At 32.6% G+C, this 15,966-nt stretch carries 16 protein-coding genes; 12 read left to right on the top strand and 4 right to left on the bottom strand.

Annotation, left to right across the window (positions count from 1 at the left end; all coding sequences use genetic code 11):
- The first annotated feature begins 2 nt into the window (after positions 1 to 2).
- From murB to AB3G36_RS07505, 8 genes are all read left to right on the top strand, one after another.
- Positions 3 to 1,016, top strand: a complete 1,014-nt coding sequence (gene murB, locus AB3G36_RS07540; RefSeq protein WP_367757523.1) for a UDP-N-acetylmuramate dehydrogenase — start codon at positions 3 to 5, stop codon at positions 1,014 to 1,016.
- A 30-nt stretch (positions 1,017 to 1,046) separates the two neighbouring features.
- Positions 1,047 to 1,661, top strand: coding sequence for an FMN-binding negative transcriptional regulator (locus tag AB3G36_RS07535; RefSeq protein ID WP_367757521.1), 615 nt, complete (start codon positions 1,047 to 1,049; stop codon positions 1,659 to 1,661).
- Positions 1,662 to 1,749: 88 nt separating this feature from the next.
- A complete protein-coding gene (locus AB3G36_RS07530) occupies positions 1,750 to 2,856 on the top strand; it encodes a glycosyltransferase (RefSeq protein ID WP_367757520.1) in 1,107 nt (368 codons plus the stop codon).
- The gene (locus AB3G36_RS07525) at positions 2,847 to 3,398 is read left to right on the top strand and encodes an RNA polymerase sigma factor (protein WP_367757518.1); all 552 of its coding nucleotides are present in this window, start codon (positions 2,847 to 2,849) and stop codon (positions 3,396 to 3,398) included. The genes AB3G36_RS07530 and AB3G36_RS07525 overlap by 10 nt, the downstream gene beginning before the upstream one ends.
- A 176-nt stretch (positions 3,399 to 3,574) precedes the next feature.
- On the top strand, positions 3,575 to 4,399 hold the full coding sequence (locus tag AB3G36_RS07520) for an energy transducer TonB (protein ID WP_367757516.1): 825 nt from the start codon (positions 3,575 to 3,577) through the stop codon (positions 4,397 to 4,399).
- Between the two features lie 266 nt (positions 4,400 to 4,665).
- A complete protein-coding gene (gene lipA, locus AB3G36_RS07515; RefSeq protein WP_367757514.1) occupies positions 4,666 to 5,535 on the top strand; it encodes a lipoyl synthase in 870 nt (289 codons plus the stop codon).
- A 59-nt stretch (positions 5,536 to 5,594) separates the two neighbouring features.
- Positions 5,595 to 6,590: a type I glyceraldehyde-3-phosphate dehydrogenase gene (gene gap, locus AB3G36_RS07510; protein WP_367757512.1), complete on the top strand. Its 996-nt coding sequence runs from the start codon at positions 5,595 to 5,597 to the stop codon at positions 6,588 to 6,590.
- An 18-nt stretch (positions 6,591 to 6,608) separates the two neighbouring features.
- Positions 6,609 to 8,792, top strand: a complete 2,184-nt coding sequence (locus AB3G36_RS07505; protein WP_367757510.1) for an ATP-binding protein — start codon at positions 6,609 to 6,611, stop codon at positions 8,790 to 8,792.
- Here AB3G36_RS07505 and AB3G36_RS07500 read toward each other — a convergent pair.
- The gene (locus AB3G36_RS07500) at positions 8,779 to 9,591 is read right to left on the bottom strand and encodes a purine-nucleoside phosphorylase (protein WP_367757508.1); all 813 of its coding nucleotides are present in this window, start codon (positions 9,589 to 9,591) and stop codon (positions 8,779 to 8,781) included. The genes AB3G36_RS07505 and AB3G36_RS07500 overlap by 14 nt on opposite strands.
- The gene (lpxK, locus tag AB3G36_RS07495) at positions 9,563 to 10,588 is read right to left on the bottom strand and encodes a tetraacyldisaccharide 4'-kinase (protein ID WP_367757506.1); all 1,026 of its coding nucleotides are present in this window, start codon (positions 10,586 to 10,588) and stop codon (positions 9,563 to 9,565) included. Before lpxK ends, AB3G36_RS07500 begins: the two co-directional genes overlap by 29 nt.
- A gap of 112 nt (positions 10,589 to 10,700) precedes the next feature.
- Between lpxK and AB3G36_RS07490 the strand changes: the two genes are divergently transcribed.
- The 4 genes from AB3G36_RS07490 (at position 10,701) to rluF (ending at position 14,375) form a co-directional block, all read left to right on the top strand.
- Positions 10,701 to 11,795 carry a Nif3-like dinuclear metal center hexameric protein gene (locus AB3G36_RS07490; RefSeq protein WP_367757504.1) on the top strand — a complete coding sequence of 365 codons (1,095 nt, stop codon included), beginning with the start codon at positions 10,701 to 10,703 and terminating at the stop codon, positions 11,793 to 11,795.
- A gap of 4 nt (positions 11,796 to 11,799) precedes the next feature.
- Positions 11,800 to 12,579, top strand: coding sequence for a zinc ribbon domain-containing protein (locus AB3G36_RS07485; protein WP_367757503.1), 780 nt, complete (start codon positions 11,800 to 11,802; stop codon positions 12,577 to 12,579).
- 39 nt (positions 12,580 to 12,618) lie between these two features.
- Positions 12,619 to 13,467, top strand: a complete 849-nt coding sequence (locus AB3G36_RS07480; protein ID WP_367757502.1) for an alpha/beta fold hydrolase — start codon at positions 12,619 to 12,621, stop codon at positions 13,465 to 13,467.
- Between the two features lie 95 nt (positions 13,468 to 13,562).
- A complete protein-coding gene (rluF, locus tag AB3G36_RS07475) occupies positions 13,563 to 14,375 on the top strand; it encodes a 23S rRNA pseudouridine(2604) synthase RluF (RefSeq protein ID WP_367757500.1) in 813 nt (270 codons plus the stop codon).
- 108 nt (positions 14,376 to 14,483) lie between these two features.
- Here the strand turns inward: rluF and AB3G36_RS07470 are convergent, their stop codons facing one another.
- A complete protein-coding gene (locus AB3G36_RS07470) occupies positions 14,484 to 14,891 on the bottom strand; it encodes a DUF1801 domain-containing protein (protein WP_367757498.1) in 408 nt (135 codons plus the stop codon).
- A gap of 44 nt (positions 14,892 to 14,935) precedes the next feature.
- Positions 14,936 to 15,823, bottom strand: a complete 888-nt coding sequence (locus AB3G36_RS07465) for a bifunctional 5,10-methylenetetrahydrofolate dehydrogenase/5,10-methenyltetrahydrofolate cyclohydrolase (RefSeq protein WP_367757496.1) — start codon at positions 15,821 to 15,823, stop codon at positions 14,936 to 14,938.
- Positions 15,824 to 15,966 lie beyond the last annotated feature (143 nt).

The following is a 15,966-nucleotide window of genomic DNA, read 5'->3' as shown; positions in this document are numbered from 1 at the left end:
TTATGGAAATACTACATAATTTCTCCCTAAAAAACTACAATACATTTGGTATAGAAGCCAGTGCAAAACAATTTGTCAACGTACAAAATGTTACTGACCTTAAATCTATTTTAAAACAAAATAAAACCGCAAAAAAATTCATACTTGGTGGCGGAAGTAATATGTTATTAACACAAAACATCAATGCACTAGTACTTCACATTGATTTAAAAGGAAAAAGAATAATCCAAGAAAACGATGATTTTGTTTGGGTGGAAAGTCAAGCTGGAGAGAACTGGCATGAATTTGTATTATGGACTATTGCACAAAATTTTGGCGGACTTGAAAACATGTCCTTAATTCCCGGTAATGTAGGAACAACGCCTATCCAAAACATAGGCGCTTATGGAACAGAAATCAAGGACACCTTTGTTTCTTGCGAAGCGGTTACGATTGAAAATCAAGAAATAAAAAATTTCATAAAAGAGGAATGTCATTTTGGATACCGTGAAAGCATTTTTAAAAATGACGCCAAAGATCAATACATCATTACTTCTGTCGTTTTTAAACTGACCAAACGCAATCATAAAATCAACACTTCTTATGGTGACATTTTGGGAGAATTAGAAAAAAACAACATCACTAACCCCTCATTAAAAGACGTTAGTAATGCGGTAATTGCAATTCGACAAAGTAAATTACCGGATCCAAAAGAACTAGGAAATAGCGGAAGTTTTTTTAAAAATCCAATTCTTTTAAAAACAGATTTCGAGAAAATACATCAACAATTTCCCGAAATGAAATATTACGAAGTCTCTGAAACGGAAGTTAAAGTACCTGCAGGATGGCTTATTGAACAAGCTGGCTTTAAAGGGAAACGTTTTGGTGATGCCGGAATTCATAAGAACCAAGCACTGGTATTAGTCAATTATGGCAATGCCACTGGACAAGAAATTCTAGCCGTATCAAAGACCATTCAAGATACTCTTTTTAAGACTTTTGGTATTCATATTGAAGCCGAAGTAAACGTTATTTAGTTTTTATTAAGCATTAATACTAGTTACAAAATGTACACTCCTGATATTTATAAAAATGAGAATCAAGAAGAAATCAAGCAATTTCTTCAAGAAAATAGTTTTGGTATTCTAATCAATCAAACAAACGGGAAACTATGTGCTACTCATATTCCTCTAGAGCTCGATATCAATAAAGACGGAAAACAAATTTTGCACGGGCACATTGCCAAAGAGAACCCACAATGGAAAGGATTTGAAGAAAACGATAGTGTTTTAGCTGTTTTTTCGGGACCACACAGTTACATTTCCTCATCGTGGTATGACCATGAAAACGTTCCTACTTGGAACTATCTAGCCGTACATGTATATGGGAAAATTAAGATAGTAGTAGGAGAAGAAGCTATAAAATCTTTAAAAAAACTAGTTGACAAATACGAGAAAAACTCAGAAAACCCCATTAGAATAGAGGACTTATCTTCAAAAACAATGAGGCAAGTCCGCGGGATTGTAGCTTTTGAGATAGAAGTTACAGCAATTGAAGCTACCAAAAAACTATCTCAAAACCGTGATGAAAAAAACTACGAAAACATCATTACAGAGTTAGAAAAAACACAAAATAGAGATTCCATTTCAATAGTAAATGAAATGAAGAAATGCCCTAGATAAATTCTTTTAAAATTCAATAATTTAAAATTAAGAATTCATAATTCTATTCATACCTTTGCACACGATTTAAATAACTCATTAAACTCTGATGCTTATACTGATTCTTTACTTTTTTATTGTTATTGTCGCTATTCAACTTTCGTATTATTTGGGTGTTTTTGGGAAATTTGCTTTCGCAAAAGCGCAAAAAATAACACCTAAAAGAATTCCGATTTCGGTAATTGTTTGTGCCAAAAATGAAGAAGAACATGTGGCGAAATTTATTCCGTTGCTGGCAGAACAAAACTATCCTGATTTTGAGATCGTCTTAATAGATGATGCCTCTAGTGATGGTACTTTGGAGCTCTTTGAAGCTTTTGAGAAAGAATATTCTAATATTCGCTTGGTAAAAGTAGAAAACAACGAAGCTTTCTGGGGTAATAAAAAATATGCCCTAACACTGGGTATAAAAGCGGCCAAAAAAGACTATTTGCTTTTTACGGATGCCGATTGTTATCCAACATCGAAAGAATGGATAACCGCAATGAGTTCCCAATTCACTATGCAAAAAACAATTGTTTTAGGGTATGGCGGATATGAAAAAATCACTAATTCATTACTTAATAAAATAATCCGTTTTGAAACGCTGCTTACTGCTATTCAATACTTTTCCTGGGCAAAAATCGGACATCCCTATATGGGCGTTGGTAGAAACCTTGCGTATAAAAAGGAGGAGTTTTTTAATGTAAATGGCTTTATTAATCACATTCAAGTTCGTTCTGGAGATGACGATTTATTTATTAATGAAGCGGCCACCTCTAAAAACACAACAATTGCTTACACACCAGAAAGTTTCACTTATTCTAAACCAAAAACGTCCTATAAAGATTGGTTAATCCAAAAAAGAAGACACATCGCCACAGCCAGTCATTATAAAAAGATAGACCAGTTGCAGCTAGGTGCATTTTATTGTTCCCAATTATTATTTATCATTTTACCTATTATATTGTTGAGTTTCCAGTTCCAGTGGATATTAGTATTGGCATTATTATTCATAAGATATCTATGTGCTTGGATCGTTGTGGGATTTTCAGCAGGAAAATTAAAAGAAAAAGATTTAAAATATTGGTTCCCAGTCGTTGAAATACTACTTATATTCACGCAGATTAATATTTTTATATCTAATATTGTATCAAAACCAGTAAATTGGAAATAACAAATCAAATAGAGAAAGCCAAAAAAGGAGATCAAGCTGCCTTTACCTTTCTTTTGAATCACTATTGGAATGAAGTATATGGTTTCATGCTTAAGCGCACCGAAAATGAAACCAATGCTGAGGATATTACTATTGAAACCTTCTCTAAAGCATTTGACAAAATAGCGTCTTACAATCCAGAATTTCAGTTTAACACCTGGTTAATTAGCATTGCTAAAAATGTACATATTGATTTATTACGCAAAAAGAAATCTAGTCTTTTTGTAGAGATCACTGACAAAGAAGATCAGAAAGCTTACAATATAGCAGATACGACCCCATCTGCTGAAGATGAATTGATTACAGAGCAAAATCTTTCTCGCTTATTGCAATTCATCAAAGAATTAAAACCTCACTATCAAGAGGTAATTCAGTTGCGTTATTTTCAAGAAATGAGTTATCAAGAAATTGCCAATGCAATTGACGAGCCATTAAGTAATGTAAAAGTAAAATTGCTTCGCGCCAAAAAATTATTGGCCGAGATTATCAGGGACAAAAGATAATTAATTTTCTATTTTTAGTTAAAAAAATAAACAAATAAAAATTACTTAAGATTATCATTGTTTATTTTTTAAAATATTAACTTTTTTAAACAATAAATTTCCTACCGTTTTCGTTCTGTTAATAAACACCATATGCTTATGATTTAAATGCTACCTAACCATTAAATCCATAAATTATGTCAAAACAAAGCCTTTACGAAGCCAACTGGATTAATCTAGTTTTCGAAAACAGAAACAAAGAATATGGTGCGTATCAACTGCGTAAGGAAAATGCCAAAACTTCTATATTGGCGCTTTTTATGGGAGTACTACTTTGCGCTTCACTTATCAGCATACCCCGAGTTTTAAGTTTTTTTAATCTAATTACTACTGCGACAACAACAATTATTGAACCCATCGACGAGATCATTCAACTAACAACGGTACAGCCACAAGTAAAAAAACAGGAAGAAAAGATTCTACCTAAAACTCTTACCCAAAAGCCATTAGAATCCATTGACAAAAAAACACTCGCAAATCCTATTATAGTTAAAGCACCGCTTGCCACCCCAAATCTTGCTACAACTGTTGAAAGCACTACAATAATTAAAAACACAACTGATGGAACTGGAACTATTGGTACTAGCACAACTCCTTCTCAAGGAAATGGCACCGTAATCAGTACACCGGTAGATTATGGTGACACTGTAGTAACAACTGCAATTCTAGATAAAATGCCTGAATTTCCAGGTGGAATAAATAAATTCTACAATTATATTGGTAAGAATTTTGAAAGTCCAGAGGTAAATGGAGAAAGTAGCATTCGGATTTATGTTTCATTCGTAGTTGAAAAAGATGGTAGTATGTCTAATATTCAAGTAAAAAACGAGCCAGGTTATGGATTAGGTAGAGAAGCAATACGCGTTTTAAAATCAATGAGAACCAAATGGTCTCCAGGCATGATCAATTCAAAAGCCGTTAGAACCTCTTACAATCTACCCATTACCGTGCAAATGCATTAAATACATTTAGAAAGCAGAACTAGTACGTTCTGTTTTTTTATTATATAAATAATAGTCAAGCAACTACATCCCTAGCCCAGATAGAAACGTTATCCTTTTATAAAGGGTACTGTTTTTTAATAGTGCCCTTTATAAAAGATTTAGCGGATAGCTGGAAATAGCTCCTAAAAAACAAAACCTTTTAAAAAAACTTTCGGTAAGCTTCACAGTTTAAACAGTCTATTTTAAAACAACATTCCTTATCTTTGTACTTTGAAAATTGATTTATGGAAACTGTTTTAGAAAATACTTTACCGGTTGGAAAGCCTAAATGGCTTAAGGTAAAACTCCCAATAGGACAAAAATATACTGAACTTCGAGGCTTAGTTGATAAATATAGTTTAAACACCATTTGCACATCAGGAAGCTGCCCAAATATGGGTGAATGCTGGGGTGAAGGGACTGCTACATTTATGATTTTAGGAAATACCTGTACGCGTTCTTGCGGATTTTGTGGTGTAAAAACTGGAAGACCTGAAACGGTGGACTGGGATGAGCCAGAGAAAGTAGCTCGTTCTATAAAAATCATGAACATCAAGCATGCTGTAATTACAAGTGTGGATAGAGACGATTTAAAAGATGGTGGATCTATCATTTGGATAGAAACAGTAAAAGCCATTCGTAGAATGAATCCTAACACGACTTTAGAAACTTTGATTCCTGATTTTCAAGGTATCGAAAGAAATATTGACCGTATTGTAGAAGCCAATCCTGAAGTGGTTTCTCACAACGTAGAAACGGTACGCAGATTGACTCGTGAAGTGCGTATTCAAGCAAAATACGACAGAAGCTTAGAAGTATTGAGATACTTAAAAGAAAAAGGGATAAATAGAACGAAGTCGGGAATTATGTTGGGACTTGGAGAGCAAGAAGAGGAAGTTTTTCAAACCATGAGAGACCTTCGCGCTGCAAATGTTGATGTAGTAACAATAGGTCAATACTTACAACCGAGTAAAAAACACTTGCCAGTTAAAGAATTCATAACTCCGGATCAATTTGCCATTTATGAAAAATTTGGTTTAGAATTAGGTTTCCGACATGTTGAAAGTGGACCACTTGTACGTTCATCATATAAAGCACAAAAACATATTTTATAAGTAGTTCATTTGTTTAATCGGTTAATCGGTTAACCAAATAAACGATTAAACGAATACATTTGAAAACAAGAATTGCAATAAATGGTTTTGGAAGAATAGGTCGAAATTTATTTCGATTACTTTTAAACCATCCTGACATTGTTGTTGTTGCTGTAAATGATATAGCTGATACAAAAACAATGGCACATTTATTAAAATACGACAGTATTCATGGAGTTTTGCCTAACTTAGTACGTTCTGATGAAAAGGGAATTATAGTTGATGACAACCATTTTTTATTTTTTCATGAGAAAAACATTTCCGATTTAGACTGGAAAAATATAGGCATTGATTATGTTATAGAATCTACGGGTAAATATAAAACGCATGAAGAGCTGAGCAGACATATTATTGCTGGTGCAAAAAAGGTGATTTTATCCGCTCCGTCAGAAGTAGATACTATTAAAACAGTAGTATTAGGCGTAAATGAACATATTCTTGACGGAAGTGAAACCATTATTTCGAATGCAAGTTGCACTACAAATAATGCCGCACCAATGATAAAAATAATTAATGAACTATGTGGTATTGAACAAGCATACATCACCACAATTCATTCCTATACAACAGACCAGAGTTTGCACGATCAGCCCCATAAAGATCTACGCAGAGCTCGTGGCGCAAGTCAATCCATTGTACCTACAACAACTGGAGCGGCAAAGGCATTAACGAAAATTTTTCCTTTATTAGAAGGTAAAATTGGAGGGTGTGGTATTCGTGTCCCTGTACCAGATGGCTCATTGACCGACATCACATTTAATGTAAAACGTGCCGTAACAATAAGCGAAATCAATGAAGCTTTTAAATTGGCCGCTCTAGGTGACTTTAAAGGGATCATGGATTATACGGAAGACCCAATTGTTTCAGTTGATATAATTGGAAATAAAAACTCATGCCTTTTTGATGCGCAGTTAACCTCTGTAATTGATAAAATGGTAAAAGTAGTAGGTTGGTATGATAATGAAATTGGATATTCATCTCGAATAATTGATTTAATATTATACACTAAAAACTAATTCGAAAAAAAGCTTTAAATGAAATACTTTTTGGTTTATCTCGTTTTTTTTAATTCATTACTATACTCTCAAACTAATGAGAGTAAGGATAGTATTGAGTTTTACACAAACTTAGCCCATGAAAATATAAAAAACAACAAATATAAAAACGCCCTTTTTTATACTCAAAAAGCAATAAATTTCAGCGAAACGAGTGGTAGCATAATCGACCAAGCAAATCAAACATTTAAATTAGGGGAGATTTACTATACTTTAAAAAAGTACAATGATGCGATCGAGATTTTTTCAGAAAGCATCGCTTTATTTGAAACTACAAAACCAACCCTGAGTTATGCCAATACTTATTATTATCTTGGACTTTCTCATATTGGAAAATCAAATTATAGCGCAGCCGAAATTTGTTTTAATAAAGCCCAATCTATTTATAAAGCATTAAAAATTGATGATTATGATGAACTTATAAATCTTCAAAAAGGAATTATTCTCAAAAACAAAGGCAATAAAATAGTAGCCTCTTCTATTTTTAATACCATAATTGCAAAACCAGACAACCCTGCATTTTTAAATACAAAAGCCGAAGCCTCTTATCAAATAGGTCTTATTGAAGAGGAAAATAATCGCAACAATTTAGCCTTAACTTACTACAATAAGGCATTAGAATTAAATTCAAAACAAGATAATCTTGAACAAAAATCGAATATACTTCTAGCTTTAAGTTCAGTATATGAAAAGATGTTAGATAAGAGTAATGCATATACTTATCTAAAACAACATTTAAATTTAAAAGAAAGCATTGCTATTTTAAATAACGAAAAACTTGGAATAGACGATTATGAAAATTTCAAAGAAACGCAGCGACTAAAGAAAATTGAAAAAATAAACAAACAAAATTTAGAGAAAGCTAAAACCAATAAATTCTCTAAACTGATAAATATTTTATCCATTTCATTAATCTCAATTTTATCCCTGTTGAGCTTGTCTCTTTATAAGAACAATATTATCCGTAATAAATCCAATTTATTACTAAAGGAAAAAAATAATGAGTTATTAATAGAAAAAGAGAAAACAGAAAAAGCATCTAAAGCAAGATCTGAATTTTTATCTACTGTGAGTCATGAACTGCGTACTCCTTTGAATGCCATAAATGGAATTACCCATTTACTATTAGAAGAGAACCCAAAAAAATCGCAATTGCATTATTTATCTTCTTTAAAATTTTCAGGGAATTACCTAGCCACCTTCATTAATGAAATATTAGAGATTAATAAAATTGATTCTAACAAAGTTGAAATTGAATATATCAACTTCAATATTAAAAATTTACTAGAAGATATAAAAAACTCTTTGAAAGGATTAGCTAAAAGCAACAATATTGACTTTACCTTAGAAATTGATTCAAACATTCCCGATAATTTGATTGGAGATCCAACAAAATTATCACAGATATTTATGAATTTAATCAATAACGCACTTAAATTCACAAAAGATGGAAAGGTAAATGTAAGTGCAAAAATGACTTCCTTAGAAAATAAAAATGCTGTTTTATGTTTTAAAATAACAGATACTGGTATAGGAATACCAAAGGATAAGCAAAAAACGGTATTTGAAAGTTTTTCTCAAGGATCTGTAGAGATAAATCGTAAATATGGTGGTACTGGTTTAGGATTAACCATTGTAAAAAAATTAATAAAAATTTTAGGTGGCCAAATAAAGCTAGAAAGTGAACTTGGTAAAGGTTCTAAATTTTCATTTGACTTAAGCTTTAAAGTAGATGACCAACAATTACCAGTTGTTGAAAAGCAAAAAATGTACGAAGACATTATTTTTAAAGATAAAAACATATTATTAGTTGAAGATAATAAAATCAACCAAATGATCACTCAAAAAATGTTAGAATACAAAGGCGTTATTTGTAAAATTATTGACAATGGAGAGGATGCAATTGAATCCGTAAAAAACAATCAATATGATTTAGTTTTAATGGATGTCCATTTGCCTGGGATAAATGGAACTATTGCAACCCAAAAAATCAGAGAATTCAATAAAACACTTCCTATAATAGCTTTAACTGCAATTTCACTAGATGAAAACAGAGAAATGCTTTTATCTTATGGAATGAATGATGTAATCACAAAACCTTTTGTACCTGAAGAGTTCTATGCTTCAATAGCAAACAACCTTTCAAAGTCTAGTATTTCATAATCAATTCTCTAATTAACTTTCTTACATTAGGTTCTGCATTTTGCGCCGCTTCTAAAACTTCATCATGTGATATACTATCGATGTTATCTTCATCACCAATATCAGTAATTACTGATATCCCAAAGGTTTCTAAATCCATGTGACGCGCTACAATAACTTCAGGAACAGTAGACATTCCGACACAATCTGCACCTAAAATTTTCACCATTCTATATTCAGCCAAAGTCTCAAAACTAGGACCTTGTAGTCCTAAATAAATTCCGTCTTTCACTTCAATATTTAAATTTAAAGCCAACTCTTTGGCTTTAGCAACCATTTTCCTAGAATAAGGTTCACTCATGTTCACAAATCGAGGTCCAAAACGTTCGTCATTTGCTCCGCGCAAAGGATGTTCGGGTGTGAAATTTATATGGTCTTTTATAATTACAATTTCTCCAATTCTATAATTAGGATTTACTCCACCAGAAGCATTGGAAACAATCAATTTTTTTATTCCCAAAAACTTCAAAACACGAATTGGAAAAGTGACTTCTTTCATAGAGTAGCCTTCATAAAAATGAAAACGCCCTTGCATAGCGACCACTTTTTTGCCTCCAATAGTTCCAAAAACCAATGCTCCTTTATGACCTTGAACTGTGGACACAGGGAAATTTGGAATCTCATTATAAGGTAGCGTAAATTCAACCACAATATCGTCTGTAAAACTCCCTAATCCTGAACCCAAAATCACTCCATACTCTGGATTGAAATGATTAATATTATTTATATAACTAACTGTTTCTTGAACTTGTTCCCACATAATTTAGTATTGTTTTTTTAAACGCTTCACTTTCACCTAGAAACTTACTTTTAATTGGTAAATAGAAAAGTTTATCTTCAGGAATACTTTCTTTTAATCGAACATAATCCTTTTCGGTAGTAATAATGATTTTGTTTAAAGATAAGTTTTTAATTTCTAAAATATCTTTTGGTGCAAAATGATGATGATCTGGAAAAGTTAAACATACTGTATTTTCCGCTGACAAATAATTAAAAAATGGTTTTGGCTTAGCAATTCCTGCCAATAGCACAGTGTCAATACCTTTAATTTCGCTTACTGCTATTTTTTTATTTTTAGAATACACAAAAGTATCATATTCAACTCCTGTAAAATACAGTTCTTGATTGGGTTCCAGTTTTAAATTAGTTCTTATGCTTTGTTTTTCGTCAAGCGAAAGATCTACTGAACACTTAGTTACAATAACAATATTAGCCCTTTTAGCTCCACTCCTACTCTCTCTTAAATTTCCTGTAGGAAGCATAAAATCATCCGAATATAATTCTCCATAAGTGGTTAGCAAAATATAAAAACCTGCTTTTACTTTACGATGTTGGTAAGCATCATCTAATAAAATCACTTCTGGTTTTTGCTTTTGCAAAAGTAATTGCTCTATTCCGTTTTTACGATTGGCATCAACAGCAACAAAAATATTTTTAAATTTTTGATAATATTGAAAAGGTTCGTCGCCTAAAATCTCCGCATTAGAAGAAGCGTCGGCCAAAATAAAGCCTTCTGATTTTCTTTTATAGCCTCTACTCAATGTAGCTACTTTATAAGAGTCTGAAAGCAAACGAATTAAATATTCTATCTGTGGTGTTTTCCCGGTTCCCCCAACACTTAGATTCCCTACAACAATAGTGGGCAAATCAAAAGAGTAGGATTTCAAAACTCCTTTATCATACAGAAAATTCCGAATACTCGTGATCAAACCATATATAATAGCAAAAGGAAAGAGTATTTTTCTCAGTAAATTCATTTTACGAAAGTATAATAAATTATCTTTGAAATAAATATTTTGTCTCTTTTGTTTAAAGTTTAAAGAGAGTCAATCATCAAAATTCAAACTGAAAACGCTAAACTCAAATACCATGAAAATAAAAGAAATCCTTTTAGTACTGGAAGAAATGGCTCCACTCGCCTATGCTGAAGATTTTGACAATGTGGGTTTGTTAGTTGGTAATCAAGAAACCGAAGCTACTGGAATTCTAGTTTGTCATGACGCATTAGAAAATGTAATTGAGGAAGCCATTGCTGAAAAATGCAATTTGGTTGTTTGTTTTCATCCCATACTTTTCTCAGGTTTAAAAAAAATCACTGGAAAAAATTACGTAGAACGAGCTGTGATCAAAGCGATAAAAAATGATATTGCCATTTATGCTGTGCATACTGCTTTAGACAATCATCCTGAAGGCGTAAATAAAATATTTTGTGATGCCCTTGGATTGAAAAATTCCAAAATCTTAATTCCTAAACAAAATTTTATCCGTAAACTAGTCACCTACACTATTCCAGAAAATGCCGAAAAAGTGAGAAATGCACTTTTTGATGCTGGTGCAGGACAAATAGGAAATTATGAAGATTGCAGTTTCAACTCTAAAGGGATTGGTACTTATATGGGCAATGAACATAGCAATCCACAATTAGGAGAACGCTTTGAATTTGTAGAAGGAGAGGAAATCAAAATTGAAGTTACTTTTGAAAAACAGTTAGAATCAAAAATCTTAAAAGCCCTTTTTAAAAGTCATGCTTATGAAGAAGTGGCTTATGAAGTGTATGAACTTCAAAATAAACATCAAAACATCGGATTAGGAATGATTGCCGAATTTGAAGTTCCCATGGATGAAAAAGATTTTTTAAATTTAGTAAAAGAAAAAATGCTATCCGATGGAATTCGACATTCTACATTTACAGGAAAGCCAATAAAAAAAGTGGCTGTACTGGGAGGATCTGGCAGTTATGCCATAAAAAATGCAATTTCAGCTGGAGCCGATGCATTTTTGACGGCCGATTTGAAGTATCATCAGTTTTATGAAGCCGAAAATCGACTACTTTTGGCAGATATTGGACATTTTGAGAGCGAACGCTATACAAAAAATTATATTGTTGATTTTCTTCGGAAAAAAATCCTTAATTTTGCAATCATTTTATCTGAAGAAAATACAAATCCAGTTAAGTACTTATAAGAATATGGCGAATACGAAAGAATTAAGTGTTGAGGACAAGTTAAGAGCAATTTACGATTTACAATTGATTGACTCTAGAATTGACGAAATTAGAAATGTAAGAGGTGAACTTCCTCTTGAAGTGGAAGATCTAGAAGATGAAGTTGCTGGTTTAAGCACCCGTTCTGAAAAATTGAAAAGCGAACTTGAAGTAATCGAGGACCTTATCAAATCAAAAAAGAATGCAATTGACGAGCACAAAGAGAGCATTAAAAAGTACACAAAACAACAAGAAACTGTTCGTAACAACAGAGAATTTAACTCTTTAACAAAAGAAGTTGAGTTTCAAGAACTTGAAATTCAATTAGCTGAAAAGCATATTAAAGAAATGAAAGCTTCGATCGAACATAAGAAAGAAGTAATCTCTCAGTCAAAAGAAAGATTAGAAGTAAAATCTAATCATTTGAAACATAAAAAATCTGAGTTAGATGCTATCATGGCAGAAACTGCTAAGGAAGAAGCGTTTTTAACAGAGAAATCTGGCGAATACCAAAACCTTATCGAAGAAAGATTATTAGCTGCTTACACTAGAATTAGAACTAGCGTTCGTAATGGTTTAGCAGTTGTATCTATCGAAAGAGGAGCTTCGGCAGGTTCATTCTTTACTATTCCACCACAAACTCAAGTGGAGATAGCTTCAAGAAAAAAAATCATCACTGATGAGCATTCAGGAAGAATATTAGTCGACAGTTTATTAGCCGACGAAGAAAAAGAGAAAATGGAAAAGTTATTTTCTAAATTTTAATTATATTTAAGTCCCGATTCACATCGGGACTTTTTTATTATGAAAAAAACACTCTACTTCCTTTTTACAAAGTCTATCGGATTATACATTAATTTTTTAAGTTTTGTATCTCCTGATAAAGCCACACAATTAGCCTACTCTCTTTTTAGTGAACCCAGAGAAGGCAGGTTAACCAAATCAAAACTTCCCAAAATCCTTCGCGAAACCGAAAGCAGAACGTTTAAACATAACGATGAATATTTCCAAACTTATACTTGGAAGGGAAATGGCACTATTATATTACTAGTACATGGATGGGAAAGTAATGCTTCTCGCTGGAAAAAAATGCTCCCTTATTTAAAAGAATCAGGAAGTACTATAATTGCAATAGATGGTCCAGCCCACGGATTGTCTAGTGGAAAAGAATTCAACATTCCTCAATACGCTACATTTATTGATATAGTAGTCAAAGAATTCAAACCTCAATACCTTATTGGGCATTCACTAGGAGGAAAAACCTGCTTGTACTACCAGTCTAAATATCAAAATGATAGTATTGAAAAAATGGTGATTTTAGGAGCGCCTAGCGATTTTAAAATTATTCTCAATAACTATATCAAGATGCTTAGCTTGAACTCTACCATTTCTAAAGGTCTAGAAACACATTATTTAGACCATTTCAAACTTCAGCTAGAACATTTCTCTGGAAAAATATTTGCATCTAAAATAAAGACCAAAGGACTCATTGCTCACGATACTGAGGATACGGTTGTTTTATTTGAAGAAGGAAAAAAAATTGCCAGTACTTGGAAAGATTCCATTTTTATTGAAACAAATGGTTTGGGGCATAGCTTACATGGTGATGAATTATACAAAAAAGTTTCGGAATTTTTATTCGAATCTAAATAGTCCCACACGATCCCTTTCCGACTCTTTTTATCAACTTAAGCAAATAAACAAACCACCAGATAAACGATTACACAATTTAGTGTTACTTTTGCACTATGGAAGAAAATCTAAAACGCCTCAACAAATTCATCGGAGAAACCGGTTATTGCTCCCGTCGTGAGGCAGACAAAATAATTGAAGAAGGTCGTGTAACCATCAATGGAGTTGTCCCTGAGCTAGGAACAAAAGTTTCCCCCGATGACGAAGTGCGTATAGACGGCAAACTCATTCGTGAAAGAAATGAAAAACCAGTTTATCTTGCTTTCTATAAACCTGTAGGAATTGAATGTACTACAAACTTAGACGTTCGCAATAATATCGTAGATTACATCAATTATCCTAAACGTATTTTCCCTATTGGCCGACTAGATAAAGCCAGTGAAGGATTGATTTTCATGACTAATGACGGTGATATTGTAAACAAAATACTTCGTGCTAGAAACAATCACGAAAAAGAATATACGGTAACCGTAAACAAGCCCATCACCGATCGATTTATTGAAAGAATGGGAAATGGAGTACCCATTTTGGACACAGTTACCCGAAAATGTAAAGTAGAGCAAATCAGTAAATACATTTTTAAAATTATACTTACCCAAGGATTAAATCGTCAAATTCGTAGAATGACCGAATATTTAGGGTATGATGTAACAGCATTAAAACGCATCCGAATTATTAATATTTCCCTAGATGTACAAGTAGGAAGATACCGCGATTTAACCGATGCCGAAATAAAAGAATTAAATGAGCTTATTGAGCCTTCTAGTAAAACAGAAGAAGCAAGTTTACCAAAAGCAGAACCTGCTAAAAGACGAACAGAATTTATCAAAAGAGACGATCCTAGATTTAAGAAAAGAGGGGATTATTAGTTTTAAAAAAAATATACACTTAAAGAAAAAACACAAATTTCACTAATTTACACGAATTGTTTTGTGCAAATTAGTGAAATTTGTGTTTAATTTATTTTCGAAATTGTTTTACTGAATTCTCCTCCTTCTTGCTTTAACGATTTTATCATCAATTAAAACAGCCTCATAGATTTGTTGTTTCAATGATTCAACATCAATTTCTTGAGTAGAAGTAAAAATCAATTTTGAAGCAAATTTTGCTGTAGCAAAAGTCTCATCTAAGAAATTATCTCCTTTACAAAAACCTATTGCTACACCAGTAGTTACTTTTCCCCATGGAACGGAAGCGGGCCATATATAACAAATTCTAGAATGACGATAATAAAAAGGGACATTGTAAGCCAATTTCTCTTTTAAATCTGGCATACATTCTAAAATAATTTTACGTAGAAAAAGGACAATTTCTATTTCCTCTTCTGGTAGCTGATCTAGAAATTCATCAATAGAACCAAACTGTATTCCTTGTGGGTTTCCCATAATAAAAAAGCCTATCCGTCGCGGCGAATAGACTGTATGTTTTTTTAACTGTTTCTAGCTATTTTCATTTCCCTTGCCAATAGCGTATTTTTCAATAACATGGCAATAGTCATTGGTCCTACTCCTCCTGGAACCGGAGTGATGAAAGAAGATTTTTTACTTACCTCATCAAAATCGACATCACCCGTGATTACATATCCTTTAGGGTGTGAAGCATCTGCAACTCTAGTAATTCCAACATCAATAACTACAACACCTTCTTTTACCATATCCGCTTTTAAGTAATTAGGAACTCCTAATGCCGTAATGATAATATCAGCGTTTTTTGTAAATTCTTCAATATTTTTAGTTCTACTGTGAGTCAATGTTACTGTTGAATCACCAGGATATCCTTTACGACTCATCAAAATACTCATTGGTCGTCCCACAATATGGCTACGCCCAATAACTACAGTATGTTTCCCCGATGTTTCTACTTTATAACGCTCTAATAATTGCATGATTCCGAATGGAGTAGCTGGTAAAAACGTTTCCATTTCTAGCGCCATTTTTCCAAAATTAGCAGGATGAAAACCATCCACATCTTTATTTGGATCTATTGCCATCAAAATCTTTTGCTCATCAATATGTTTAGGCAAAGGCAGTTGAACGATGTATCCATCTAAATCGTCATCGGCATTCAACTCCTTTATTTTTTCTAATAATTCAGCCTCTGTAGTAGTTTCTGGCAAACTTACTAAAGTAGAGTCAAAACCAATTTGCTGACATGAACGCACTTTACTACCAACATAAGTTAAACTAGCCCCATCATTACCAACTATAACTGCTGCTAGATGCGGTACTTTGCCTCCATTGTTTTTTATCTTTTGTACTTCGGCAGCGATTTCGCTTTTAATATCTTCTGCTGTTTTCTTTCCGTCTAGTAGTTGCATTTTAATTTAGTTTAAAAAGTTTAAAGTTTACAATTTAAAGTTTCTTGGATCGCCTTTAATTTAAAACCTTAAAAAATAGTTTTGTTTAATTGCTTGTTTACACTATTAAAAAAGGTTTAAAACTTCAATATCTTGAAATTTTA

The organism is Flavobacterium sp. WC2430 (genome assembly GCF_040822075.1).
GTDB lineage: Bacteria > Bacteroidota > Bacteroidia > Flavobacteriales > Flavobacteriaceae > Flavobacterium.
Note: the sequence above shows the minus strand (reverse complement) of the source record. Positions and strands in the feature narration are given on the sequence as shown.